Origin of the sequence: Pseudomonas sp. PvP028 (assembly GCF_017832255.1) — a bacterium.
Classification (GTDB): domain Bacteria; phylum Pseudomonadota; class Gammaproteobacteria; order Pseudomonadales; family Pseudomonadaceae; genus Aquipseudomonas; species Aquipseudomonas syringae.
Genome location: NZ_JAFIBL010000001.1, coordinates 1,813,319 through 1,839,280 on the forward strand (window position 1 = coordinate 1,813,319; position 25,962 = coordinate 1,839,280).

Sequence of the window (25,962 nt, forward strand, 5' to 3'; positions counted from 1 at the left end):
TTCATGGCAAGGCCGAGTTGCGCTGCCTAGCGGACGCAGAGCGTCCAGAGCTGCATTCCCATGCGGAGCTCAGCGTTATACATAAGCCCGCTTTTGATTCTGACCGTAGATCGTAGGAGCGAACTTGTTCGCGAAAGGGCCAGTATATTCGGTGAAAATGCGTCACCTGGACTACTATCTTCGCGAACAAGTTCGCTCCTGCGCCCTGCGGGCAGAAGCCTGAAAAACGCTGTTTTCGGGCCGCCAGGCGCGAATCAGGCCGGCATGCACACCCCGGTGCCGCCCAGCCCGCAGTAGCCCTGTGGGTTCTTGGCCAGGTATTGCTGGTGGTAGGCTTCGGCAAAGTAAACCGTCGGGGCCTGCTCGATTTCGGTGGTGATGGTGCCCTTTCCGGCCTTGTTCAGTTCCGCCTGGAACGTTTCGGCACTGGCTTTGGCGGCGTCGAGCTGTTCGGGAGTGGTGCAGTAGATCACCGAGCGATACTGAGTGCCGATGTCATTGCCCTGACGCATGCCTTGAGTCGGGTTATGCACTTCCCAGAACACTTTCAGCAGTGCTTCATAGCTGATTTTTGCTGGCTCGTAGACCACCAGCACCACTTCGGTGTGGCCGGTCAGCCCGGAGCAGACTTCTTCGTAAGTCGGGTTCGGGGTAAATCCGCCCGCGTAGCCGGCGACAGTGCTCACCACACCTTCCTGTTGCCACAGACGACGTTCTGCGCCCCAGAAGCAACCCATGCCGAAGATGGCGAATTCGACATCGCTCGAAAACGGCCCCAACAGCGGATTGCCGTTGACGAAGTGGGTTTCCGGAAGCGCCATAGGTGTTTCACGCCCCGGCAGTGCTTGTTCGGCAGTAGGCAGTACGTTTTTATTCACTAGAATTTCCGAGCGCAAAGTCATGAACCAAATCCTCTCGTGTGGAGACAGGCAGCGGCGGTCAGGACGGATGATCAATACAAATGTATAGGTCCCGTTACACGCAGAAACAAGTGCTGCCGTGTAATAACAGATTGACAGTGTGCCCGAGAGAGCGGGGTGCAGGGAAGGTTGTCAGGCGGATGGGCGACGAGGGTAACGCTTCAGTTTCTTGATCAGCTCTTCGCCGGGGATAGGTCTGTCGAACAGATAGCCCTGGCCGACATCGCAGCGATGGCGCCGCAGGAAGGCCAGCTGAGCCGCGGTTTCAATGCCTTCGGCGACCACTTTGAGCTTGAGGTTGTGGGCCATGGCGATGACCGCAGAGGTGATTTCCATGTCGTCTTCATCATCCGGAATATCGCGGATGAAACTGCGATCGATCTTGATCACATCGATGGGGAATTTCTTCAGGTAACTGAATGACGAGTAACCGGTGCCGAAGTCGTCCATGGCCAACGACAGGCCGAGCTTCTTCAACGAGTCGAGTTGCTGGCGGGTGTCTTCTGTCGCTTCCAGCAACAGGCCTTCGGTCAGCTCCAGCTCCAGCAGCGAAGGGTCAAGCTCTTCTTCTTTGAGGATGGCGGCAATCGACGACACCAGTTCCGGGTCTGAGAACTGCTTGGGCGATACATTGATGGCTACTTGCAGGTTGCCGAACCCTGCGGCGGTCAGGTCCTTGCTCATGCGACAGGACTGACGCGCGACCCATTTACCGATGGGGATGATCAGGCCGGTCTCTTCGGCCACGCTGATGAACTGGTCCGGTCGGATCATGCCTTTTTCAGGATGGTTCCAGCGCAACAGCGCCTCCATGCCCAGCAGACGACCGGTCAGCAGGCACAGCTTGGGCTGATAGAACACCTCCAGCTCGTTCTGGGTCAGGGCGCGGCGCAGGTTGTTTTCCACGAACAGTTTGTAGCTGGCCTCGGCATTCAATGCTTCGGTGAACACCTGAACCTGATGTTTGCCGTTGGCTTTGGCCTTGTGCAGGGCCAGACCGGCGTTTTTCATCAGGGTCTGCGGATCACGACCATGCAGCGGCGCGCAGGCGAGCCCCACCGAACCGGTGACGCTGATCAACTGATTGTCGACGAACATCGGCTTGTCCAGCGTGGCCAGCACCTGGGTGGCGGTGGCCTGTCCGGCTTCCTGATCGGTGTTGTCGATCAGCACGGCAAATTCATTACTGGCAAAGCGCGCCAGCACATCGGACGGGCTCAAGGTGTTGCGCAGGCGCCGCGCCAGGCTGATCAGCAGTTTGTCACCGGTCTGGTGGCCGAGGCTGTCGTTGATGCGCTTGAAATTATCGATGTCGACCAGCAACAGGCTCATCGGCGTATCGGTGTCGCGTGCAAAGCGTTCGTCCAGATTGCGGATAAAGGCCGGACGGTTGCCGAGGTTGGTCAGGTTATCGGTGTACGCCAGGCGCTCGATGCGCTGCTGGGCCAGCTTGCTCTGGGTGATGTCTTCGTAGATGCCGATATAGTGGGTCAGCTCGCGATTATCGCCATACACCTTGGAAATCGACAGCTGGCCCCAGTAGGGTTCGAGGTTCTTGCGCCGGCTTTTGAACTCGCCCTGCCAGCTGTTGCTGTTGGTCAGACTGGAGTTGGCTTCCAGCAGCAACTGGTTGAGGTTTTCCAGCGCGGGCAATTCCGACAGCTTGTGACCGGAGACTTCCTCCGAGCTGTACTGGGTGATCGCCGTGAAACTCGGGTTTACGTATTCAACCACGCCGTTGCAGTTGACCAGCAGAAAGGCGTTGGCGCTTTGTTCTACCGCGCGCTGGAACAGGTGCAGTGCGTTGGTCGCAGCGCGACGGTTATGGTTGTTGATGACCTGGGCAAACTGGTCCGCCAGCTCGCCGGCGAAGGCGATCTCGTCGGACTGCCATTCGCGCGTCGAGCCGGACTGTTCCAGACACAGCACACCGATCACCTGACCATCGATGCGAATACTGGCATCGAGAACCGCCCTGGTTTCTCCCGGGTTCAGGATTTTGGCCATTTCGCAGGTACGCGGGTCAGTCTGGATATTGCTGGCGTCGATCGCCCGGCTGGTATTCAGCGCTTGCAGGTAGGTGGGGTAGGGGCTGATATCCACCGGCGTGCGCGACTGGTAGTCGCCGGTTTCGCGGCTGTAGTCGGTGATCGGCTCCAGGCGCTTGTCGTTGAGGTTCCAGATACTGACGTGGTCGACATCGTAAATATCGCAGGCGCTTTTGGTGATCAGCTCTGCCGCTTCGAGCAAGGTGTTGGCCGTGGTGTAGCGATGTCGGGTCAGGCGCAGGATCAGATCCTGCTGGGCACGCACGCGCTCCAGGTGGGCAAACTGGTCGCGCTGGGCGCGCTGATTGAGTTCCAGAGCAATCTGCAGGCGCAGGTTGCGGGTTTCCAGATCGGAGTCCGTGACGGGTTCGCCAGTCGTGACAAGGCCTTCGACGATCAGAAAATAACCACGTAATAGATGGCGGTTGTGCTGTTTGTAGGCTTCGCCGATTTCCAGCAGGCCAAGGGGGCCTTTGGGGGTGTGAAGGGTGTAGCGGATCAGGTAATTCGGGGAAGAGGCCAGTTGCTGCTGGATGTCATCGTGCAGTTGATAACGAGCTTCCGGCTCCATGAGGCTGGCGTAAGGGGATCCAATCAAGGCACAAAGGTCAACGGCTGCCAGTCCGAACTGCCTTTCGCAATTTGGATCGAGAAACAATAGCGCCCAATTGGCTTCATTCAGCCGCTCGAAACGCAGCATTCCCAGGCGCGAAGGCACTGGCAATTGCGTCACTACCTCGGCTGCGGATCTACCGGCAGCATCGGTTTGGCTTTTCATGAACAAACTCGCTTCCGAAATACTAGTCGCTACGGGGGTAAAACCCACTTTCGCGTATGGCAAGGTTGCATCATGCGGCCCGTGCTTACAAGAGACCACAGTGGCTTAGTGCTATAAAAGTGTCGGCCGGTTGTCCAGGTTCTTCAGTGTATCTGGTCGGATACTCAAATTCGTTGATTTTTCGGGCGAACCCCCCATTTTTCAGGGGAATTCGCTTTGCAGATTTGCTCTAGTCACGTGCCGTTGTCAATCAGGCTTTGGCCACGCGGTGTTCCTTCGCTGGCAATTGCAGAAAAATACCTGCTGCAAACATCGCCAGCACCCCGACACTCAGGAAGGTCAGCTGGAATGCCCCCAACATGCTGCTGACCTCGCCGGTGGCAACTTCTTCGCTGAAACCACCCAGCAAGGCTGCTGCGCTTGCCACGCCAAGACTCAGCGAGAGCTGCGCCACCACCGAAAGCAGGCTGTTGCCACTTGCTGCGCTGGCATCGTCCAGATCGATCAGTGTGACCGTATTCATGGCCGTGAACTGCAAGGAGTTGACCGCGCCGAGCAGTCCCAGATGCACGAGCAATACCCAGTAGGGGGTTTGCACATCCACCAGCGCCAGGCTGGCCAAGAGGATGCCCAGCAGCAGTGTGTTGCCGGTCAGAATCGTGCGATAGCCCAGCCGCTCGATCAGCCAGCGGGCGACGGTCTTGGCGAACATGCCCGCGGCCGCCAGCGGCAACATGCTCATACCCGCCTGAGATGGCGAATATCCCAGCGCTACTTGCAGCAGCAACGGCACCAGAAACGGCAGGGCACCGCTGCCCAGGCGGGCGAACAGGTTGCCCATGATGCCGACCGCAAACGTCCGGGTACGGAACAGTGACGGGGCAAACAACGGCGATTCTATGTGCCCGGCACGCAGCCAATACGCTGCCAGGCAGCCCATTCCGGCAAACAGCAGCAGCACCACGCGCATGTGTGGCAGGTGCAGCTCGCCCAGGCCCTCCAGGGCAATGGTGATCAATACCATCGCCGCGCCAAACAGGATGAAGCCGACGCCGTCAAACCGCGTTCGACCGCCTCCCGGAAGATCAGGGATGAAGTGTTTGACGGCATAGCAACCGAGGATGCCGACCGGAATGTTGATCAGGAAAATCCAGTGCCAGCTCAGGTACTCGACCATCCAGCCGCCAAGCGTCGGGCCCAGCAACGGACCCAAAAGGCCCGGCACGGTGATAAAACCCATGATCCGCACCAGCTCCGATCGCGGATAGGCGCGCAATACGATCAGGCGTCCGATGGGCAGCATCAGCGCGCCCCCCAGCCCCTGAATCACCCGGGCGGCCACCAATACGTTCAATGACCAGGACAGCGCACACAGCAACGATCCGAAGCTGAACAGCAGGATGGCGCTGAAGAAGATGCGCTTGATCCCGAACCGGTCGGCGATCCAGCCCGAAGCCGGGATCAGCAGCGCAATGGTCAGCATGTAGGCGATGACCACCGACTGCATGCGCAATGGGTCTTCTGCCAGCGAGCGGGCCATGGACGGCAAGGCAGTGTTGAGAATCGTGCCGTCCAGGCTTTGCATGAAGAATGCGATGGCGATGACCCAGGGCATCCAGCGCAGGGTCTTTTCGTCCATGATCGGCGCTGCTGAGTTCTGCATAGGCTCCTGCTATAGCGTGAGGGTAAGTCGGCTGATCAATGCGCCAGGCAACTGGATTGAACCAGTCTGGCGCTGACTGTAGGTACTCGATTGGAGAATCAGTTCCCTTTCTTTGGTCAGGTCCTCCAGTGCGCTGCCCAGCAGGCTGTAGGCGCTGTCATCGAAACGCATGGTGCTCACCGGCGCGACGATCTTGCCCTCTTCGACCCAGAACGTTGCGAAACGTGTCATTCCGGTGAGGCGCGCAGCGGCGCGGTCGGAGAAGTTCAGGTACCACAGGTTACTGATGTAAAGACCGGTACCGAGCCTTGCAAGGATCTGATCCAGCTCCAGCGAACCGCCGGCAATGCTCAACGCGCTTGGACCTTCGCCATCATCCGCGCCGTTGGCAGGCAGGTCGTATTCGGCAGCGCTGCTCGAATCCACCAGTCGATCGCGGGCTTGCCCATCGACGATCAGTTTCAGGTCCTTGCGTGGGTAGCCTTCGCGTGAAAACGCCGGCGAGAGCGAACCGCTGACTTGCTCGTCGAAGTTGACCAGCGGGCTGAAAAGCGTCTCGCCGTCATACAGCCTTTGTAGCGGGCTGCGTTTACTGGCCAGTGACTGCGCGGAAAATCCGCCCCAGGTGAGCATGCCGATGACTTCGTCCAGAGCCGCTGGCGCCAGGTACGCGCGGTATTGACCGGGTTTGAGCGCATGCAGCGGGCGGCCGAGAAATTCCAGCTGTTCGCGGGCCTGCTGAAAACGCTGCGCGAAGGCTTCGTCGCTCCAGTGGTGACCCGCGTAGTTGGCTTTCACTGCCTGGCCGTTTTCGTGAAACAGGCTCCAGTCGAAATTGAAGCTGTTGGCCTGATGCCAGCCCAGCGCGCCCCAGGAACTGGCGAAGCCGCGGTAAAGCGGGCCTGCCGCATAGAAACCTACCAGGTCCAGATCGCCTGCCAGTTCGCTGATCTGCTCGACGACCCGGGCGCTGTCCGGCAGCGGCAAGTCTTGAACGTTACTGCTTTGCCAGGCATTCGTGTTGGGCAACAGATAGGGATCCCTGGCCAGCGACGGCAGTGTTTCGCGCAGTTGTTGCAGGGCGTCGACAAGGCGCTGCTGGTCGGTCTCGGCGTCGCCGGACAAGGTCAGTTCCAGATTGGCATGCCGGCCGTCATCGATCAGTTTGAACGTCACGATGACCTGCTGGACGCTCCCGGCCTGTCGAACCTGGCCGTGGTTGAACCGGATGAAGTCAGACGCCTCGGCGTCGTAGGCCAGAGTGAAGTGTTCCGTTGGGCTGATGGCAGCCTTGAGCACGGCGACCAGCGCCTCGAACTGCTGTTGGTGCGACATCAGGCATCTCCTCCAAACACATCGACATTGGCAAACACGCACGCCGGAGAGGCATGACCTACACGGATCACCTGGTTGGGTTCGCCCTTGCCGCAATTCGGTGTGCCGAGGACCTGGAAGGTGCTGGCATCACCGACTGCGCTGAGGTTTTTCCAGAATTGCGCAGAGATTGCCCGGTAATTGGGGTTCTTCACCACGCCCTTGAGCTCGCCGTTCTCGATCAGTTGGCCCCATTCGCAGCCGAACTGGAATTTGTTGCGTGCATCGTCGATGGACCAGGAGCGATTGCTCGACATCAGAATGCCGTGCTCGATGTTGCCGATCAGACTGTCCAGCGACTGGTCACCCGGTTCGATGTTCAGGTTAGCCATGCGATCGATGGGGGCACGGTTCCAGCTGGAGGCGCGGCTGTTGGCGACGCCCGCCAGGCCGCTGCGGTATTGCGACAGGGCACCGCCGAGCGGGCGTTGCAGCAGGCCGTCACGAATCAGGAACTGCTTGCTGGCTGACGTACCATCGTCATCGTGCGCGTAGCTGGCCAGTTGCTCGGGAATCTCCGGGTCGAAAGTTACGTTCAGCAGGCTGGAGCCGTATTGCAGGGTGCCGAAGTCAGTCGTTTTGACGAAACTGGTGCCTGCGTAATTGCGCTCGTCACCGAGAATCCGGTCCAGCTCCAGGGGATGGCCGATGGACTCGTGAATCTGCAGGACCATCTGATCGGGCATCAGCAGCAGGTCGCGTGGGCCTGATGGCGTGTTGGGGGCGAGGATCAGCTGCAACGCTTCGTCGGCGACGTTGGCGGCAGACCCGATCAGGCCACAACTGCTCAGCACTTCGATGCCACCTTGCTGGCCGAAGTTATGCCCGCCCAGAGTGCGCGTCTGGCTGTCGCGACCGTCGTAGGCCGTCACGCTCATGCCCGGAAACACAAAGCGCTGCGCCTGACGCAATTGCGCGCCCGCGCTGTTGAGGTAGATTTGCTCGACGGTTTCCAGCCCCAGTATGGCCTGCCAGTTGACCAGGCGTTCGTCTGCCGGGACCGCGCTGCACTCGTCCATCAACAGGCCGATGCAGTCGCTCAGCGGCGGGAAGGCTCGATCCATGTTGGGCGACAGGTAGTCAGCTTTGGCGCTCGAGACAGCTTGATCACTCAGGTCCAGCAGCGCATGCGGCGCCAGACGGCGGGCCAGCGTTTCGGCCTGCTGCAAGGCAGCCTGCAAACCCTTCAGGGAAATGTCGTTGGTGGCGGCGTAGGTTTCAACGCCATTCAGGCGCACGGTCAGCATGGCGCCCTCGTCGCTGATCAGTGACGGCGGCTCGGCCACATTCTTGCGCACGCAGAGGCGTTGGCCGGTGCGGTGCACGTAACGTACGGAAAAGAATTGCGCTTCACTCTGCAGGGCAGCGAAATGCTGCTTGAGCCGGGCGGAGAAATCGAACATGCAGACAAGCTCCTTCTTGAGGGCGGTCGGTAAGGTCCGGACGGCCTTGCGGGCCGTTTGCCATTGAGAAGGAGATTACCCCGTCGCTCGTCAGGCTGCACCTGCAAGCTTGATCCAGACGCCTCAGCCCTGCATCACCAGCCTGATATCGGCGGCCAGTTCACGCACGCGCTCTTCTTCGGTGTCCCACGAGCACATGAAACGTGCGCCGCCGTTGCCGATGAAGGTATAGAAGCGCCAGCCTCGCGCGGTCAATGCAGCAATGGCCGGCTCCGACAGCTGCAGGAACACGCCATTGGCCTGCACCGGGAACATCAGCTCCACGCCAGGAATGTCCTTGACCAGTTCGGCGAGCAGTTGCGCACAGCGGTTGGCGTGGCGGGCGTGTTTGAGCCAGGCGTCGTTTTCCAGCAGGCCGACCCACGGTGCAGACAGGAAGCGCATTTTCGACGCCAGTTGCCCGGCCTGCTTGCAGCGATAGTCGAAGTCTTCAGCCAGATCATGGTCGAAAAACAGAATGGCTTCGCCCACCGCCATACCGTTTTTGGTGCCGCCGAAGCACAACACGTCAACGCCGGACTTCCAGGTCAGTTCAGCCGGGGAGGCCTCCAGAAAGGCGCAGGCATTGGAGAAGCGGGCACCGTCCATGTGCAGATGCAGGCCCAGTTCTTTGCAGGTCGCGCTGATCGCCTTGAGTTCTTCCGGCTGATAGACGCCGCCCACCTCAGTGGCCTGGGTGAGGGTCACCACGCGCGGCTTGGGGTAGTGAATGTCCTGACGCTTGAGCGCCACTTCACGAATCGATTCCGGGGTCAGCTTGCCGCCCGCGCTGCGTGCGGTCAGCAGTTTGGAGCCGTTGGAGAAAAACTCCGGCGCACCGCATTCATCGGTTTCGACGTGAGCCGTTTCCGAACAGATGACACTGTGGTAACTCTGGCACAGCGATGACAGCGCCAGCGAGTTGGCCGCCGTGCCGTTGAAGGCGAAAAACACTTCGCAGTCGGTTTCGAACAGTCGGCGGAAATCATCCGAAGCGCGTGCAGTCCATTGATCATCACCATAAGCGCGTTGATGGCCCTTGTTCGCCTGCTCCATGGCTGCCCAGGCTTCAGGGCAGATACCGGAATAGTTGTCGCTGGCGAACTGTTGGCTTTGGTCTGTCATGGCCGATTCCTTATGGGCAATTATGGTGCGCACTGTAGCGACAATATAAGGTTCGGTCATGTGTTGGCTGCATGACGCAATTCCCCATTCAGGAGCACTATGGATCTTTCCAACCCGCCTTTTCTGCTCGGACGCAACAAGGCGCTGGACCTGCTCAAGTGGCTGGCGATGTTGAGTATGGTGCTTGACCACCTTCGCTATGTGGGCTGGTCAGTCGATTTTCTTTACGTGCCGGGGCGTTTTGCCTTTCCCTGGTTCTGCCTGGCAATTGCCGTGAATCTTTCCCGGCGCAGCGCAGCGATTGTGGCCCCGCGGGTGCAATGGCGCTATCTGGGCTGGCTGCTGGTGTTTGCCGGGTTGTCGGAGATCCCGTATCGGCTGTTCATGGCTGACGCGAGCGTGCTGAATGTGATGCCGACCCTGCTGCTGGGGCTGGTGATTGCTCAGGGCTGGCAGCAGCGCAATCCGACAACCCGAGTGATGGCCCTTGTCGCCTTGCTGCTGACGGCGATCTTCCAGAAATACCTGATGTTTGGCTTTGCCGGTGTGCTGCTGCCGCTGGTCTTTGTGCTGGTGCTGGAAAAGCGACTTTGGTATGCGTTGTTCCCGGCGGTCTTTTGTCTGGCGGGTAATGCTTGGCCCCAGATGTTTGCCGGTGCGAGCTGGGGCGATCCGATTTCCATCGGTTCGATAGTGGCTTGCGTGTTGGCGCCTGTACTGGGCATCGCGCTGCTGCGGGCAAAGCCCGGGTTCGCAGTGATCCCGATGCGGCGCTGGGCCTATGCGATCTATCCGCTGCACTTTCTGCTGTTGCTGGGCGTGCGGGGAGTGTTGGGCAGGGTTTGATCGGGAGTGTGCAGAGCGTCCGGAACGGCATGCCAACGCAGAGCATTGGCACGATAGTCACGAGATTCTCGTTCCTCACGCGTGGGAATGCAGTTCGTGACGCTCTGCGTCACACGGCGGTTTTTCTTTGTCAGGTGGATTGAGGGTCGACTCAGGTCACCTTTTCGCCCCTCGGCGAGTCACTTTGATGGGGCCAAAGTGACCAAAGCCCCTGGCTCCGTTTCCGGCCCGACTTCGTCGGGTTCCTTCGCCCTGTCACTGATCCGGGGGTCGCCGCAACGGGCCCTCCATGGCCCGGTGCGGCTAACTCGGCGTCCTGCCGAGTTACCCCCGGATCAGCGCCAGGACTCAGCCGTCACTGACGTCGCACTCTGCGTCGTCAGTGCCACTGTGATAAAAAAGCGCTTATTTTAGCGGCGCTGCGCATCCGGAACGGCATGCCAATGCAGCGCATTGGCACGATAGTCAGGAACAGCGAGCGCTTGTAGGCGCGACGAGGCCGGGCGCTTCGGTGTCAGCTGTTGGGCAGCAGCCGGCAGGTGATGCTCTTGATGTAGCGCGTTTCGGCAATGGCCGGGTGTACCGGATGGTCCGGGCCCTGGCCGCCGCGTTCCAGCAGCTGGATGTTGCGGTCCAGATGGCGGGCGCTGGTCAGGAGGATGTTCTGCAGGTCGTCTTCCGGCAGGTGCATCGAGCACGACGCGCTGACCAGAATGCCGTCCTTGCTGAGCAGGCGCATGGCTTGCTCGTTCAGGCGGCGGTAGGCGCCTTCACCGTTTTTCATGTCTTTCTTGCGTTTGATGAACGCCGGCGGGTCGGCGACGATCACGTCGAAACGTTCTTCAGCGGCTTTTAGTTCCTTGAGTGCTTCGAAGACATCGCCTTCGATGCAGGTCATCTTTTCTGCAAAACCGTTCAGGGCTGCGTTGCGTTCCACGCCATCTAGGGCGAAGGACGACGCGTCGACGCAGGTGACATCGCTGGCACCGAAAGCCGCTGCCTGAATCCCCCAGCCACCGATATAGCTGTAGAGGTCGAGCACCCGCTTGCCTTTGACGTAAGGGGCGATGCGCGCGCGGTTCATGCGGTGGTCATAGAACCAGCCGGTTTTTTGCCCGGCCATGACCGGTGCTTCGAACTTCACGCCGTTCTCTTCCAGCGCGACCCATTCCGGTACCAGACCGAACACGGTTTCGACGTAACGATTCAGGCCTTCCGCGTCGCGAGCCGCCGAATCGTTTTTGAACAGAATGCCGCTTGGCTTGATGACCTGGACCAGCGCCGCAATGATGTCTTCCTTGTGGTTTTCCATCGTGGCCGAGGCCAGCTGAACGACCAGAATGTCACCGAAACGATCGACCACCAGACCCGGCAGCAGGTCGGAATCTCCGTAGACCAGGCGATAGAAGGGCTTGTCGAACAGACGCTCACGCAGCGACAGCGCAACATTGAGGCGGTGGACGAGCAGAGACTTGTCGAGCGGCAGCTTGATGTCGCGGGACAGCAGGCGTGCGCAGATCAGGTTGTTGGGGCTCATGGCGACGATGCCCAGCGGCTTGCCGCCCGCAGCTTCGAGGATGGCCTGATCACCGGCTGCAAAACCATGCAGTGGGGTGGCGGCTACATCGATCTCGTTGCTGTAGACCCACAGATGACCGGCGCGCAGGCGGCGGTCGGCGTTGGCTTTGAGGCGCAAGCTAGGCAGGGACATGACGTCGCTCCTGAAAAAAGAGCGGGATTATAGCGCGTCATCCCGGCGCTGGGCCGGGATGACTGCAATTAACTGACGGAATCTGTCAGGCAGACAGTGCTTCAATCAGTTTGCTGTTGAAGGCGGGGATGTCGTCGGGCTGGCGGCTGCTGATCAGCTTGCCGTCGGTGACGACTTCCTGATCGACCCATTTTGCGCCCGCGTTGACCAAGTCGTCTTTCAGGGAGTTGAAGCTCGTCAGCGTCTTGCCCTTAACCAGGCCGGCAGAAATCAACAGCCAGCCGCCATGACAGATGACGGCCAGCGGTTTGCCGGAAGCGTCTATGTCTTTGACGATTTGCTGCGCGTCAGTGTCGACGCGAATGGTGTCGGAATTCTGTACGCCGCCCGGCAGGACTACGCCGTGGTAGTCGCTGGCATTGGCAGCCTTGAAAGTCCGGTCGACCTTGAAGTCGTCAGCTGGCTTGTCGTGATTCCAGCCTTTGACTTTGCCTTCTTCAGCGGAAAGGATTTCCACAGTGGCGCCTGCTTGCTCCAGCGCTTCTTTCGGACCGGTCAATTCAACCTGTTCGAAACCGTCGGTTACAAGTATTGCGATGCGCTTGCCAGTCAGTGCTTTGGACATGGGATCCTCCAGTGTCAGGCTTGATGAATGACGCACGGCAGGCCTTTTTGAGGCTGCCGTCTACGCCATGTACTTAGGGTCCGAAGCTATATACAAGGCAAAGTTCCGAGAAAATCTTCGTCCGGAGTGATGGACCGTTCACGTCCAAGAGGGGAGAATCCAGCCATTACTGCGAGTGAATACCTATGTCCGAAGAGCTTACCTCCGAGCAGATACAGCTAGCGTTGCAGGGCATCAGCGTGCCTCCCCAGCCACAGATCATGGTTGATCTGCAGATGGAGCAGTACATGCCTGATCCGGATCTGGGTGCCATCGCGCGCTTGATTGCACAGGATCCGGGGTTGTCCGGGGCGCTGCTGAAGATCGTTAACTCGGCGCATTACGGTCTGTCCAGCAAGATCGCGTCGATCGATAAGGCGGTAAATCTGCTCGGCAGTCGTACCGTCATCAATCTGATCAACGCACAGTCGATCAGAGGCGAGATGACTGACGAGGCCATTGTGACGTTGAACCGCTTCTGGGACACGGCCCAAGATGTGGCGATGACCAGTCTGACGCTGGCCAAGCGCATCGGCTCGCAAACGGTGGATGAATCCTATGCGCTGGGTCTGTTTCATGACTGCGGTATCCCGCTGATGCTCAAGCGCTTTCCCGATTACATGACGGTGCTGGAGGAGGCCTACGCCAATGCCGGACCTGACTGTCGGGTGGTCGACACTGAAAACCGTGCGTTCGACACCAACCATTCTGTGGTGGGTTATTACACGGCCAAATCCTGGCGTTTGCCGGAGCACGTCACCAACGCCATCGCCAATCATCACAACGCATTGGCGATCTTTCAGGACGACTCAAGCCGCGATCCCACGCTCAAGAATCTGCTGGCTCCGCTGAAAATGGCTGAACATATCTGCCAGTCCTACCGTGTGCTGGGCAGTCAGGATGTTGATCACGAGTGGGAAAGTGTCGGGCCGCTGGTGCTGGATTACGTCGCGCTGTCCGAATATGACTTTGAATACTTGAGGGAAAGCATTCGCGAGCTGGGCGCGCGCTGATCCGGCGCCGTCCCGGCCTTTCCTTTCTGCACGACCGAGTTGTCCATGCCTGAATTACCTGAAGTCGAAACCACCCGTCGCGGCATTGCGCCGCATCTTGAAGGTCAGCGCGTCAGCCGCGTGATCTTGCGCGACAGCCGCTTGCGCTGGCCCATTCCCGAAGATCTGGACGTTCGCCTGTCCGGCCAGCGTATCGTGCAGGTTGATCGGCGCGCCAAGTACCTGCTGATCCGGGCCGAGGTGGGCACCCTGATCAGCCACCTGGGCATGTCCGGCAATCTGCGTCTGGTCGAAGCCGGGCTTCCGGCGCTCAAGCATGAGCACGTCGATATCGAACTGGAGTCCGGGCTGGCCTTGCGATACACCGACCCGCGTCGCTTCGGCGCGATGCTCTGGAGCCTTGATCCGCATAATCACGAACTGTTGATTCGCCTCGGGCCGGAGCCGCTGACCGATCTGTTCGATGGTCAACGTCTTTACGAGCGTTCGCGTGGCAAGTCGATCGCGGTCAAGCCGTTCGTCATGGACAACGCCGTTGTGGTCGGGGTGGGCAATATCTATGCGACCGAAGCGCTGTTCGCCGCGGGCATCGACCCGCGCCGCGAAGCCGGGAGTGTGTCCCGGGCGCGTTACCTGAAGCTGGCCATCGAGATCAAGCGCATTCTGGCCTACGCGATAGAGCGTGGCGGCACCACCCTGCGTGACTTCATTGGCGGCGACGGCAAGCCCGGGTATTTCCAACAGGAATTGTTTGCGTATGGGCGTGGCGGTCAGCCATGCAAGGTATGCGGTACGACGCTGCGTGAGGTCAAGCTGGGCCAGCGCGCCAGCGTTTACTGCCCGAAATGTCAGCGCTGAAATACGCATGACAGGGGCTCTGGGCCATTTGCTTAACCCACAGCCCTGTTTATAGTGATGGCACCTTAATTATTTGCGACGCCTGAAGGATCAAGCCATGAGCCCGTTTCGTATTCTCGCTGCCACGCTGGTGTTGTTCACCGGCCTGCAGGCGCTGCCAGCGGTTGCCGCCGATGTCACCACAGGCAGCGGCGATCCGGTCTACACCATCCAGAACCCGCCGGCGTTTGCCATGATCGGTGACTTGCTGATTGCCCGACCCTTGTTGATCGCGGCCACCGTTATCGGCACAGGCCTGTTCGTGATCGCCGCGCCTTTTGCAGCGGCAGGCGGCAACCTTGGGGCAACGGGCAAGGCGCTGGTGGTGGATCCGGGCAAGGCAGCCTTCGTGCGTTGTCTGGGTTGCACGGGCGACGGGTACGGCAAGCAGCAGTAAAGGCCGTTATCAGGCCTTGCTGGTGATGATCCGGTACTTGTCCATCAACTGCTCTTTGCTCTCGACGTGATTCTCATCCAGAGGGATGCAGTCGACCGGGCAAACCTGCTGACATTGAGGCTCGTCGTAGTGACCTACGCATTCGGTGCACAGGTTCGGGTTGATCACGTAGATCTCCTCACCTTGTGAAATCGCCTCGTTTGGGCACTCAGGTTCGCAGACGTCGCAGTTAATGCAATCGTCAGTGATGATAAGGGACATGAATTGCTCCTGCCGCGGCCGACGCCGGGGCACATTAAAACCAATGCGGCGAATTGTGCCGCATTAGGCTTCGGGATGCACCTTCACATGCAGCGAGTCTAGCGCTTGAAGCGCTCGGTCAGCGCCTGGGCAACTGCAGGATGTACGAATTTGGTGATATCACCGCCCAACGCGGCGATTTCACGCACTAACGTCGAGGAAATGAACGAGTAGCGCTCCGAAGGTGTGAGGAACAGGCTTTCGACGTCCGGTGCCAGCTGACGATTCATGTTGGCCAACTGAAACTCGTATTCGAAATCCGACACGGCACGAAGTCCGCGCAGAAAGACATTGGCATTCTGTTCCTTGGCAAAATGCGCCAGCAGGGTCGAAAAACCGACCACTTCCACATTGGGCAAGTGCTTGGTGACTTCGCGGGCCAGCTCGACGCGTTGCTCCAGAGGGAACAGCGGGTTTTTCTTCGGGCTGGCGGCAACCGCAATGACCACTTGGTCGAACAGGCGCGAGGCGCGCTCGACCAAATCTCCATGGCCCTTGGTAATCGGGTCGAAGGTGCCTGGGTACAACACTCGGTTCATCGCGTCGTCCTGGTCGGAGTCCGTTGTGGGACTCGGATGGTATCGCAGCCTTCCCGATGGGCCAAGCTGCGCGGCAGGTATCAAACGTCGTATTGCGCCGATTATCGGCCATGTTTCTGCTGAAATCCCTGACTTTGGGGCTATTTGGCGCAGTCACAGATGGCTGGTCGGCGGATGAAAAAGTTTGTAAGACGGACGCTGATTGACGAGCGGGGTGTTCTCGGGCTTTTCGATCCGTCCGGTGTTGACCCAGATGTGTATGCCTGCGTCGACCTGACACTCTCAACGCAACGATTCTGCCACCATTGCAGCATCAGCCTGCGCTAAGATTGCCATCATCTGATCAGCATAGAGTGGTCTGACCCAGCATGGCACCGCGTACCAAAACCCGTGAACGAATCGTGCAAACCAGTCTGGAACTGTTCAATCAGCAGGGCGAGCGTAGTGTGACCACCAATCACATCGCTGCGCACATGGAAATTTCGCCCGGCAATCTCTATTACCACTTCGCCAACAAGCAGGCGATCATCGCCGAACTGTTCTCTGAATACGAGGTGCTGATCGGCAGTTTCCTGACCCTGCCAGCCGACCGTACGCCGACCATCGAGGACAAGCGCGATTACTTCCTGGCGATCATCGACGCCATGTGGCGCTATCGTTTTCTGCACCGTGACCTTGAGCACCTGCTGACGTCGGATGAGGAACTGGCGCGGCGTTATCGGCGTTTTTCATACCGCTGCCTGATGCAGGCGATGACCATCTACCGGGGATTCATTAAGGCAGGCATCCTGAAGATGGATGAGTCGCAGATCGAATGGACCAGTCTCAACACCTGGATCGTCCTGACCTCGTGGGTGCGTTTTCTGTGCACCAATCGGGAAAACTCTACTGAGATCAACCAATCGGCTATTCGACGTGGCGTCTATCAGGTACTTATGCTCGAATCTGTTTTTGTCGCGCCTCAGGCTCGCGAAGCGTTCGATGCACTGTGCGAAACGTTTCACGCATCGCTGCCAGAGGTTCTGATGTGAATTCCGGGACCGAAGAGCAGCCAGCTTGTCGGTTCTCTGCCACGGGAGAGTGTCATGTCCATTGCGCAACTGATCAACCCTGAGCAACTGGCTGAACGCCAGAAAACTCCAGGCCTGGCGATTCTCGATTGCCGCTACGCGCTCGAAGATTCCGACTATGGTCAACGCAGTTATGCCCAGGGGCGTATCGAGGGCGCGTCTTTTGCCGATCTGAAGCGCGACCTCAGCGGGCCTGTGATCAAGGGCAAGACCGGACGTCATCCACTGCCCGATCCCGCCGCTTTGCTGCAATGCTTTCAGGCATGGGGCATCAACGCCGACAGCGACGTGGTGCTCTATGACGATGGTCCGGGAATGTATGCCGCACGGGCCTGGTGGTTGCTGGCCTGGATGGGCAAGCGTGAAGGCGTCTACCTGCTCGATGGCGGGCTGAAGGCCTGGCACGCCGCGGGGCTGCCGTTGAGCCTCGATGCGCCCAACCGTGAACCCGGTCATTTCAGCGGTGAGCCGGACATGTCCATGGTGCTCAGCGGCAGTCGCTTACAGGGGCGTCTGGGACGCCCGGAAATGACCTTGATCGACGCGCGCGCCGAAGCCCGCTTTCGAGGCGATGTAGAACCTCTGGATCCGGTGGCCGGGCATATTCCCGGGGCGCAGTGTGCGGCCTGCACTGACAACCTTGGCGCGGATGGACGATTTTTGCCGCCGGAGCAGCTCAGGCAGCGTTTCGCTGAAAAGCTGCAGGGCCGCCCGCCCGAGAGCCTGGTGTCCTATTGCGGTTCAGGTGTCACCGCCTGCCACAACCTGTTCGCCCTGTGTCTGGCCGGCTATCCGCTGGCAACGCTGTATGCGGGTTCGTGGAGCGAGTGGATCAACGATCCTGAGCGTGAAATCGCCACGGGCGCCGATTGATTCTTTATCAGTTATCAACTGGTGGGCGAGCCGTCGCGCTCCTGGGTGGCGCATAGCCACAGCGGGATGCGACGTTCGAGGTAATAGCGCGGATTACGAAGCGAGCCTTCGACGAAGCCGACATGCCCGCCCTTGGTGTGCAGTTCGAATTCGGTGCAGGACGATAGCTCGCTGGGCTCGGGCAGGCTGTGAGGGAACACGAACGGGTCGTCGCTGGACTGGATGATCAACGTCGGCGTCTGAATCTGGCCCAGGTAGTAGCGGCTGGACGCCCTGCGGTAATAATCCGTGGCATCGGTAAAACCGTGCAGCGGCGCAGTCACCCGGCCATCGAAGTCCCAGAAGGTGCGCATGTTCTCCAGTGAGCCCAGCGCGGCGAGTTCGGCCAGGCCCTCGCTGATGCCTTCATGCTGGAACCGATGCTGCTTGTCACGGATATAGGCCAGCATTTCGCGCATGAAGTGGCGCTGATAAACCCGCGAGAAGCCTTGACCGATACGGTTGGCGCATTCGTCCAGACGAAACGGCACAGACACCGCCACGGCGCCCTGTAAATCACTGCTAGCGCCGGATTCGCCGAGGTACTTGAGCAGCACATTGCCGCCCAGCGAATACCCCGCCGCATAAATCGGCGCCAATGGCCGCAGCGAACGCAAATGGGCGATCACCTCGGCCAGATCCTCGCTCGCCCCGGAATGATAACTGCGCGACAGCAGGTTGGGTTCTCCCGAGCAACCGCGCCAGTTCAACGCCACACTCGGCCAGCCCAGCGCTGCCATGGCCTTTTGCAGGCCGGCAACATAGGGCGAGTTGGACGACCCGGTCAGGCCGTGCAATACCAGCACCAAGGGTTTATCGGACTCATCCGGACCATGCCAGTCCATGTCCAGAAAGTCCCCGTCCTGCAACCACAACCGCTCGCGCGTCCGCGCCAGCAAAGTCGGCTTGCGCAGCAGCGGCCCCCAAAGCGTCTGCAAATGCGGATTGCCCATGCCGACGGCCGGGACGAATGGATTGGCATGGGACAGAAAGGTAGGGCGTGTGGACACGTGCTTGCTCAACGATCAGTTCAGGGGTGACTGGCTATACGTTGCCACTAAGCAGTCCGGGATGTAAGGGGGGAGCGCCGGAATGTATTCATGACACTCTGCATGACCACGAGGACGCAGAGCGTCCAGAACTGCATGCCGACGCAGAGCATCGGCACGATAGTTACAAGAGTCTCGTTCCGCACGCTCCAGCGTGGGAATGCCGTTCATGACGCTTTGCGTCGTCAAGAGCTGCATGCCAAACGCGGAGCACTGGTACGTGAGCTGTCAGCCCTGGCCCCGCTGCCACAAGGCGTAATACACCTGCCCGGCCTTTTTCTCGCGGTGCAATCGCCAGCTGCCCGGCAAGCCGGTGGTCGATGGCGGTGTTTCGCTTTCGGTGTAGATCCAGGCGGTGTCGGCCAGCCAGCCGTGGCTTTCCAGCAGGTTGCAGGCTGATGCCAGCAGGCCCTGATGGAAGGGCGGGTCGAGGAACACGACGTCGAAGGGCGACGCGGTGGCGGTTTCCAGATGGCGCAGGGCGTCGGTCTGGGAGACCTGGCCGCTGGTGCAGTTCAGTGCATTGAGGTTCTGGCGCAGGCTGGCGATGGCTGCCGCGTTGCTGTCCAGGGCCAGGCCCATGCTGGCACCACGCGACAAGGCTTCGAAATACAGCGCGCCGCTGCCCGTGAAAACGTCCAGCACCCTGGCACCGGCGATGTAGGGGGCCAGCCAGTTGAACAGGGTTTCGCGCACGCGATCAGGTGTCGGGCGCAAGCCTGGGGCGTCGGGGAAGGTCAGGCGGCGGCTGCCCCACTCTCCGCCGATGATACGAAGCTGACCCAGGCCGTTGTGGCCCTTCGGACGTGGATTGGCCATCAGTGTTCCGGGACCCCTGCAGGTTGGCGGACGGGTTTGTCGGTCGGCGCCGGCAATGGTTTTTGCTCAACGGTCGGACCCACGGTGACGATGACCATCTTGTCGGCGCTCAGGTGCTTGCTCATGGCCGCTTTCACCTGTTCGACGGTCACGTTCTGGGCGGCGGCCATGTAGTCCTCGAGGTAGGTCAACGGCAGGTTGTAGAAGCCGATGGCACCCAACTGACCCACGATGGCCGAATTGCTGGCTGCGGTCAGCGGGAAGCTGCCGGTCAGTTCGCGCTTCACATCGTCGACTTCTTTCTGGGTCGGACCGTTGGCGAGGAAGTCGCGAACGATATCCTGCACCAGCTTGAGGGTGTTTTCGCTCATTTCCGCGCGCGTCTGCAGGCCGATCATGAATGGCCCCGCCACCTGCATGGCGGTGAAGCCGGAAGACACGCCGTAGGTCAGGCCGCGTTTTTCCCGCACTTCGGTCATCAGCCGGCTGCCGAAGCCGCCACCGCCCAATACCGAGTTACCCACGGTCAGCGCCGCGTAGTCCGGATCGTTGCGGTCGACACCCAGCTGCGCGAGCATCAGGTGCGTCTGGTTGGAGGCGAATTCGATGTGCGTAGTGCCGGCCTTGGGCTCGACCGGATCAGCGACCTTGGCCAGCGCCGGGCCTTTGGGCAACGAGGCCGAGACCTGTGCCGCGATGGCCTGTGCTTCGTCTCGCGACAGGTCACCGACCAGAGCAATCACTGCATTGCCCGCCGCATAGCCCTTGGCGTGGAATGCCTTGAGCTGAGCCAGGGTGATGGCATTGACGCTCTTGGCGTCGCCTTCGCTCGGGTGAGCGTAGGGGTGATCGCCGTACAGACGATTGAACAGTTCCTTGCTGGCGATAGCGCCTGGGTTCTGTTTCTGAGTCTCGAAGCTGGCGATCAACTGGTTCTTGATGCGGGCCAGAGAATCGGCAGGGAAGGTGGGCTTACCCACCACTTCACTGAACAGCTTCAGGGCCGGATCGCGCTTGTCCGCAGCACTCAGGCTGCGTAACGAAGCCACCGCCATGTCGCGGTAGGATCCGTTGCTGAAGTCGGCGCCCAGACCTTCGAAACCCTGGGCGATCGCGTTGACGTCCTTGCCTTTGATGCCTTCGTTGAGCATGGCGTTGGTCAGCAGGGCAATGCCGGGCGATTTCTGGTCCTGGCTGCTGCCCGCAGCGAACGTCAGACGCATGTCGAACATCGGCAACTCGCGGGACTCCACGAACAGCACGCGAGCGCCCTCGGCGGTATTCCAGGTCTGGATATTCAGGGCGCGACGGGCCGGAGCCTTGCCGTCCAGTTCCTTGAGAGTCTGCAAGTTGCTGCCCAGCGCGGGAGCGGCCTGGCTTGGCTCGGCAGGGGCGTCGTCGGCCAGGGCTGGCAGCGCGACAAAGGCACCGAGCGAACCGGCCAGGATCAGGCCAAGCAGCGCATGACGTGGAGCATTGCGCGTGATCATTTGGCTTTCTCCTCAGGCAGAACGTGCGCAACGCTGAGGCGCTCACGGGTGAAATAGGTGTTGGCAGCTTTCTGGATGTCTTGCGGGGTTACGCTCTGCAGCGCCTCCAGTTCATTGTCCATCAGCTTCCAGGACAGGCCGACGGTTTCCAGCTCTCCGATCATGGTTGCCTGGCTGGTGATCGAGTCGCGCTCGTAGACCACACTGGCAATTACCTGAGCCCGGACACGCTCCAGCTCCTCGGCGGACGGTGCCTTGGTTTTCAGCTCATCGAGCAGGCGCCAGATTCCGGCTTCCACGTCGGCCAGGGTTTTCTTCTTCTGCAGGTTGGGTGTGGCGCTGATCATGAACAGGCTGTCGCCGCGAGCGAACGCGTCGTAACGCGACGAGGCACCGGAGACCAGCTCTTCGCCACGTTCCAGGCGTGAGGAAATGCGTGCGCTGTAACCACCGTCGAGCAGCGCTGCAATCAGGCGCAGTGCGTTGGCCGAGCGTGGATCCTCAGCAGTTGCGACACTCGGTACGTTGAAACCGTAGATCAGGCTCGGCAACTGGGTTTTGACGTGCAGGGTGATCTTGCGCTCACCGGGTTCGGCCAGTTCAAGCGGTTTTTTCGAAGGCGGTACATCGCGGCGCGGGATCGATCCGAAGAAGCGTTCTGCCAGGGCTTTGACGTCGTCCGGCTGCACATCACCGACCACCACCAGCGTGGCGTTGTTCGGCGCATACCAGGATTCGTACCAGTGGCGCAGTTCTTCGACCTTCATGCGCTCCAGGTCCGCCATCCAGCCGATGGTCGGCGTGTGATAGCCGCTGGCAGGGTAGGCCATCGCCTTGAAGCGCTCGAACGCCTTGCCCATTGGCTGGTCATCGGTACGCAGGCGACGCTCTTCCTTGATAACCTCGATCTCGCGGCTGAACTCGTCGGCGGGCAATTTCAGGGTTGCCATACGATCGGCTTCCAGCTCCAGCGCGACGCTCAGACGGTCACGCGCCAGCACCTGGTAATAGGCGGTGTAGTCGTCGCTGGTGAACGCATTCTCTTCAGCGCCCAGATCGCGCAGAATCAGCGAAGACTCGCCCGGTCCGGTTTTGCTGCTGCCTTTGAACATCATGTGTTCAAGCGCGTGGGACAGACCGGTCTGGCCCGGCGTTTCGTAGCTGGAGCCGACCTTGTACCAGATCTGCGACACAACTACCGGGGCGCGGTGGTCTTCGCGGACAACAACCTTCAGGCCATTGTCGAGGGTGAATTCGTGAGTCGGTTGCGGATCGGCAGCCAATGCTGTCAAAGGCAGACAAATTGTGCTGAGCAGCAGGCCTGCGGCGCGGCGGGCTAAAGCATTCATTCGTAGTTTGAACCTGTAGGACGGCCCGCTTGAACTTAGCGTCGGCGGGCGCGGGGGTGTTAGGATACTGATCCGTTTGCTTCAGAGACAGCCTTCACTGGCCGATTGCGAGTGAAACCTGTCTGAAACGCAGGTAAAGGTAGCTGCACAAGCGGCCGTTGAGTGAACAAGAAGTCCTAAACGCAGTCTGTTTTGCATGTCAGAATTTTTCCGGGTCGCCCTCTGGCGCCCCGCAACCTTGAGATAGCCGTCATCCATGTTTGGTTCCAACGACGACAAGAAGACCCCAGCCGAGGCTGGAGAGAAGAAAGGCCTGTTCGGATGGCTGCGCAAGAAGCCGCAGCAAGCCGAGCCGAAGCCAGCAGAATCATCCCCGACGCAACCCGACCCGATCGCCGATCAGGTTGCCGCGACGCCGCAGGTTGAGCCTCATGTTGCCTCGCAATCGGTGCCCGAAGTCACTGTCGAAGCAGCTGCGCCTGCATCGCAACTGCATGTGGAGCCCGGCGCGCCGTCGCCTCAGCCCTGGTTGACCTTGCCGGTGACTGAAGAGCCGGTGGCCTTGAGCGACGAGCGCGAGCCGCATGTCACGCCGGCCATTCCTGAACAAAACCATGCCCAGGTTGTGCCCGAACCGCTGGAGCCTGAACCCGTCGTAGCGGAATCAGTAGCGGATATCGCGCAGCTGGCCATGCCTGAGCCGTTGCTGGTTCAACCCGTTGCGGAGCCACAGCCGCAGCCGGTTCAGCCTGCCGCGCAAGAGCTTGCAGTGCCGGCGCCTGCGCCGACACCTGAGCCGGAAACCGGCAAGGTCGGCTTCTTTGCACGTCTCAAGCAGGGCCTGTCGAAGACCAGTGCCAGCATCGGCGAGGGCATGGCCAGCCTGTTTCTGGGCAAGAAGGCCATCGATGACGACCTGTTGGAAGAAATCGAAACCCGTCTATTGACCGCCGATGTCGGCGTTGAGGCCACCTCGGTCATCATCAAGAGCCTGACCCAGAAGGTCGCGCGCAAGCAGTTGACCGACGCCCAGGCACTGTACACCTCGTTGCAGGGCGAGCTGGCCGCGATGCTCAAGCCTGTCGAGCAACCGCTGGTGATCAAGTCCGAACACCGGCCGTTCGTGATTCTGGTGGTCGGCGTCAATGGCGCGGGCAAGACCACGACCATCGGCAAGCTGGCCAAGAAGCTGCAACTGGAAGGCAAGAAGGTCATGCTGGCGGCGGGCGACACGTTCCGCGCTGCAGCTGTCGAGCAATTGCAGGTCTGGGGTGAGCGTAATCACATACCGGTCATCGCCCAGCACACCGGTGCCGACTCGGCTTCTGTCATCTTCGATGCCGTCCAGGCCGCCAAGGCTCGTGGCATCGACGTGCTGATCGCCGACACCGCTGGTCGTCTGCACACCAAGGACAACCTGATGGAGGAGTTGAAGAAGGTTCGCCGTGTGATCGGCAAGCTGGACGCAGACGCTCCTCATGAAGTCCTGCTGGTCCTCGATGCGGGCACCGGGCAGAACGCTATCAATCAGGCCAAGCAATTCAACCAGACCGTCACGCTGACCGGGCTGGCGCTGACCAAGCTCGATGGCACCGCCAAGGGCGGCGTGATTTTCGCCCTGGCCAAGCAGTTCGGCTTGCCGATTCGCTATATCGGCGTCGGTGAAGGTATCGATGATCTGCGTACCTTCGAGGCCGAACCCTTTGTTCAGGCATTGTTTGCGGAGCGGGAGCGTCCATGATTCGATTCGAGCAGGTCGGTAAGCGCTACCCGAATGGACATGTCGGGTTGCATGAACTGAGCTTTCGAGTACGTCGCGGCGAGTTTTTGTTCGTCACCGGTCATTCCGGTGCCGGCAAAAGCACGCTGCTGCGCCTGTTGCTGGCCATGGAGCGTCCGACCACCGGCAAACTGATGCTGGCCGGTCAGGACCTTGGGCAAATCAGCAACGCACAAATCCCGTTTCTGCGTCGTCAGATCGGCGTGGTGTTCCAGAATCACCAGTTGCTCTTCGATCGCACGGTGTTCAACAACATCGCGTTGCCCTTGCAGATCCTCGGCCTGTCCAAGCCCGAGATCGCCAAGCGGGTCGACTCGGCGCTTGAGCGGGTGGCGTTGTCCGACAAGGCCGAGCTGTACCCGGGTGACCTCTCTACCGGTCAGCAGCAGCGTGTCGGCATTGCCCGCGCCATTGTTCACCGTCCGGCCCTGCTGCTTGCCGATGAACCGACCGGTAACCTCGATCCACGCCTGGCGGCGGAGATCATGGGGGTGTTTGAAGATATCAACCGACTGGGGACCAGCGTGCTGATTGCCAGTCACGACCTTGCATTGATCGCCCGTATGCGCCATCGCATGCTGACCCTGCAGCGCGGTCGTCTGATCGGTGACGGGGAGGCCGGAGTATGAGTGCCACACGCAGCCCCAAGGTTTCAGAGCGCGTCGCGCCAAAAGCCGCCGATCCGGTGCCGCCGAAACAGAAAAAGCAGCGCCATGACCACGATGACGACGGCCCTGATTTCAGCGCGCTGCTGTCCGCCTGGCTGGAAAGCCATCGCTCCAGTTTGCTGGACAGCCTGCGACGTCTGGGCAAGCAACCGATTGGCAGTTTCTTTACCTGTCTGGTGATGGCGATAGCCTTGAGCCTGCCGATGGGCTTGTCGTTGCTGCTGAGCAACGTCGAGCGTCTAGGCGGTTCGTGGCAGCGCGCGGCGCAGATTTCGATCTACCTGAACCTGGATGCCAGCACCGCTGATGGCACACGTTTGCGCGATGAGATCAAGGCAATGCCCGGTGTGGCAGATGCCGAGTACATCAGCAGCGAACAGGCGTTGGGTGAGTTCAAGCAACAGTCCGGGTTAGGCGAGGCGCTCAAGGAATTGCCGGAGAACCCGCTTCCGGGCGTGGTGCTGGTGACGCCGGACGAAGTGGACAAACCTGCGCTGGAAGCCTTGCGTACGCGACTGGCCGAATTGCCTAAAGTAGAACAGGCGCAACTGGACCTGGTCTGGGTTGAAAGGCTGGCCGCGATCCTCAAACTGGGTGACCGTTTCGTTTTCGGCTTGACGGTTTTGCTGGTCTCGGCTTTGCTGTTAGTAATTGGTAACACAATTCGTCTACACATTGAAAACCGCCGCATCGAAATCGAAGTCATCAAGCTGGTCGGCGGTACCGACAGCTACGTGCGCAGGCCTTTCCTTTATATGGGCGCGCTGTACGGCTTCGGGGCAGGCATCCTGTCCTGGGGCGTTCTGGCTTACGGCCTGAACTGGCTGAACGGCGCGGTTGTCGGACTGGCAGGTCTCTATGGAAGTGACTTTGCGCTGGCCGGTGTGCCGATGGGTGATGGTCTTTCCCTCTTGCTTGGAGCGGTTCTGTTAGGGTATATCGGTGCCTGGATTGCGGTGGCCCGACATCTTCGTGAACTGGCGCCCCGGTAGAGCCACATTATTGTTTCACCAGACTGGCCTCTGAATATCAAGGAACTTGGTTAGCGGTTCCGGGTCAATCTGGCTAATGCTGAACTGCACATTACCTGTGCGCTGGAGGTTTTTTC

Annotated in this window: 23 protein-coding genes; 9 read left to right on the forward strand and 14 right to left on the reverse strand. The window is 60.0% G+C overall.

The annotated features are described in order from the left end of the window. Nucleotides 1-254: 254 nt before the first annotated feature. The 6 genes from msrA to JOE34_RS08060 all read right to left on the reverse strand — a co-directional run bounded on the left by msrA (nt 255) and on the right by JOE34_RS08060 (nt 9,350). Nucleotides 255-902: a peptide-methionine (S)-S-oxide reductase MsrA gene (msrA, locus tag JOE34_RS08035; RefSeq protein WP_003427481.1), complete on the reverse strand. Its 648-nt coding sequence runs from the start codon at nt 900-902 to the stop codon at nt 255-257. Nucleotides 903-1,052: 150 nt separating this feature from the next. Further along, the gene (locus JOE34_RS08040) at nt 1,053-3,746 is read right to left on the reverse strand and encodes a GGDEF and EAL domain-containing protein (protein ID WP_003427484.1); all 2,694 of its coding nucleotides are present in this window, start codon (nt 3,744-3,746) and stop codon (nt 1,053-1,055) included. Between the two features lie 250 nt (nt 3,747-3,996). Continuing rightward, a complete protein-coding gene (gene mdtD, locus JOE34_RS08045) occupies nt 3,997-5,409 on the reverse strand; it encodes a multidrug transporter subunit MdtD (RefSeq protein WP_003393661.1) in 1,413 nt (470 codons plus the stop codon). Nucleotides 5,410-5,418: 9 nt separating this feature from the next. Continuing rightward, on the reverse strand, nt 5,419-6,744 hold the full coding sequence (locus tag JOE34_RS08050; RefSeq protein ID WP_024961226.1) for a metallopeptidase TldD-related protein: 1,326 nt from the start codon (nt 6,742-6,744) through the stop codon (nt 5,419-5,421). Continuing rightward, a complete protein-coding gene (locus tag JOE34_RS08055) occupies nt 6,744-8,186 on the reverse strand; it encodes a TldD/PmbA family protein (RefSeq protein ID WP_209995530.1) in 1,443 nt (480 codons plus the stop codon). Before JOE34_RS08055 ends, JOE34_RS08050 begins: the two co-directional genes overlap by 1 nt. 123 nt (nt 8,187-8,309) lie before the next feature. Further along, nucleotides 8,310-9,350: a low specificity L-threonine aldolase gene (locus JOE34_RS08060; protein WP_003316332.1), complete on the reverse strand. Its 1,041-nt coding sequence runs from the start codon at nt 9,348-9,350 to the stop codon at nt 8,310-8,312. 99 nt (nt 9,351-9,449) lie between these two features. Here JOE34_RS08060 and JOE34_RS08065 point away from each other — a divergent pair, with 99 nt between their 5' ends. Beyond that, nucleotides 9,450-10,196: a TraX family protein gene (locus JOE34_RS08065; RefSeq protein ID WP_209995532.1), complete on the forward strand. Its 747-nt coding sequence runs from the start codon at nt 9,450-9,452 to the stop codon at nt 10,194-10,196. Between the two features lie 514 nt (nt 10,197-10,710). Here JOE34_RS08065 and JOE34_RS08070 read toward each other — a convergent pair. Both JOE34_RS08070 and JOE34_RS08075 read right to left on the reverse strand, forming a co-directional pair. After that, complete coding sequence (locus tag JOE34_RS08070; RefSeq protein WP_003393654.1) at nt 10,711-11,907, reverse strand: class I SAM-dependent rRNA methyltransferase; 1,197 nt, start codon at nt 11,905-11,907, stop codon at nt 10,711-10,713. A gap of 85 nt (nt 11,908-11,992) precedes the next feature. Further along, complete coding sequence (locus JOE34_RS08075) at nt 11,993-12,532, reverse strand: type 1 glutamine amidotransferase domain-containing protein (protein ID WP_003348756.1); 540 nt, start codon at nt 12,530-12,532, stop codon at nt 11,993-11,995. A 239-nt stretch (nt 12,533-12,771) separates the two neighbouring features. Between JOE34_RS08075 and JOE34_RS08080 the strand changes: the two genes are divergently transcribed. The 3 genes from JOE34_RS08080 (at nt 12,772) to JOE34_RS08090 (ending at nt 14,878) form a co-directional block, all read left to right on the forward strand. Next, complete coding sequence (locus tag JOE34_RS08080) at nt 12,772-13,584, forward strand: HDOD domain-containing protein (RefSeq protein ID WP_170855983.1); 813 nt, start codon at nt 12,772-12,774, stop codon at nt 13,582-13,584. A gap of 45 nt (nt 13,585-13,629) precedes the next feature. Continuing rightward, complete coding sequence (gene mutM, locus JOE34_RS08085; protein WP_209995533.1) at nt 13,630-14,442, forward strand: bifunctional DNA-formamidopyrimidine glycosylase/DNA-(apurinic or apyrimidinic site) lyase; 813 nt, start codon at nt 13,630-13,632, stop codon at nt 14,440-14,442. 97 nt (nt 14,443-14,539) lie between these two features. Further along, nucleotides 14,540-14,878: a hypothetical protein gene (locus tag JOE34_RS08090; RefSeq protein ID WP_003348751.1), complete on the forward strand. Its 339-nt coding sequence runs from the start codon at nt 14,540-14,542 to the stop codon at nt 14,876-14,878. 9 nt (nt 14,879-14,887) lie between these two features. Here the strand turns inward: JOE34_RS08090 and JOE34_RS08095 are convergent, their stop codons facing one another. Then, nucleotides 14,888-15,139, reverse strand: a complete 252-nt coding sequence (locus tag JOE34_RS08095) for a YfhL family 4Fe-4S dicluster ferredoxin (RefSeq protein ID WP_003316325.1) — start codon at nt 15,137-15,139, stop codon at nt 14,888-14,890. 98 nt (nt 15,140-15,237) lie between these two features. Then, nucleotides 15,238-15,717, reverse strand: coding sequence for a pantetheine-phosphate adenylyltransferase (gene coaD / locus JOE34_RS08100; RefSeq protein ID WP_003348749.1), 480 nt, complete (start codon nt 15,715-15,717; stop codon nt 15,238-15,240). Between the two features lie 368 nt (nt 15,718-16,085). On the opposite strand from coaD, the gene JOE34_RS08105 reads away from it, so the two are divergent. Further along, nucleotides 16,086-16,748, forward strand: a complete 663-nt coding sequence (locus JOE34_RS08105; RefSeq protein ID WP_003393649.1) for a TetR/AcrR family transcriptional regulator — start codon at nt 16,086-16,088, stop codon at nt 16,746-16,748. A 54-nt stretch (nt 16,749-16,802) separates the two neighbouring features. Beyond that, complete coding sequence (locus tag JOE34_RS08110; RefSeq protein ID WP_046266231.1) at nt 16,803-17,660, forward strand: sulfurtransferase; 858 nt, start codon at nt 16,803-16,805, stop codon at nt 17,658-17,660. Between the two features lie 14 nt (nt 17,661-17,674). Here JOE34_RS08110 and JOE34_RS08115 read toward each other — a convergent pair whose 3' ends face one another. The 4 genes from JOE34_RS08115 to JOE34_RS08130 all read right to left on the reverse strand — a co-directional run bounded on the left by JOE34_RS08115 (nt 17,675) and on the right by JOE34_RS08130 (nt 22,406). Continuing rightward, the gene (locus JOE34_RS08115; RefSeq protein ID WP_080341332.1) at nt 17,675-18,709 is read right to left on the reverse strand and encodes a hydrolase; all 1,035 of its coding nucleotides are present in this window, start codon (nt 18,707-18,709) and stop codon (nt 17,675-17,677) included. Nucleotides 18,710-18,976: 267 nt separating this feature from the next. Beyond that, complete coding sequence (gene rsmD / locus JOE34_RS08120; protein WP_003316320.1) at nt 18,977-19,567, reverse strand: 16S rRNA (guanine(966)-N(2))-methyltransferase RsmD; 591 nt, start codon at nt 19,565-19,567, stop codon at nt 18,977-18,979. Then, nucleotides 19,567-21,057: a pitrilysin family protein gene (locus tag JOE34_RS08125; protein WP_046266230.1), complete on the reverse strand. Its 1,491-nt coding sequence runs from the start codon at nt 21,055-21,057 to the stop codon at nt 19,567-19,569. The genes rsmD and JOE34_RS08125 overlap by 1 nt, the downstream gene beginning before the upstream one ends. Further along, nucleotides 21,054-22,406: a pitrilysin family protein gene (locus JOE34_RS08130; protein WP_003316318.1), complete on the reverse strand. Its 1,353-nt coding sequence runs from the start codon at nt 22,404-22,406 to the stop codon at nt 21,054-21,056. The genes JOE34_RS08125 and JOE34_RS08130 overlap by 4 nt, the downstream gene beginning before the upstream one ends. A gap of 256 nt (nt 22,407-22,662) precedes the next feature. On the opposite strand from JOE34_RS08130, the gene ftsY reads away from it, so the two are divergent. Genes ftsY through ftsX form a run of 3 tightly spaced genes read left to right on the forward strand, consistent with a single transcriptional unit; the run spans nt 22,663 to nt 25,846 of the window. Next, nucleotides 22,663-24,147 carry a signal recognition particle-docking protein FtsY gene (ftsY, locus tag JOE34_RS08135; RefSeq protein WP_046266229.1) on the forward strand — a complete coding sequence of 495 codons (1,485 nt, stop codon included), beginning with the start codon at nt 22,663-22,665 and terminating at the stop codon, nt 24,145-24,147. Further along, complete coding sequence (ftsE, locus tag JOE34_RS08140) at nt 24,144-24,815, forward strand: cell division ATP-binding protein FtsE (protein WP_002555631.1); 672 nt, start codon at nt 24,144-24,146, stop codon at nt 24,813-24,815. The genes ftsY and ftsE overlap by 4 nt, the downstream gene beginning before the upstream one ends. Next, nucleotides 24,812-25,846 carry a permease-like cell division protein FtsX gene (gene ftsX, locus JOE34_RS08145; protein ID WP_003393643.1) on the forward strand — a complete coding sequence of 345 codons (1,035 nt, stop codon included), beginning with the start codon at nt 24,812-24,814 and terminating at the stop codon, nt 25,844-25,846. Before ftsE ends, ftsX begins: the two co-directional genes overlap by 4 nt. Nucleotides 25,847-25,962 lie beyond the last annotated feature (116 nt).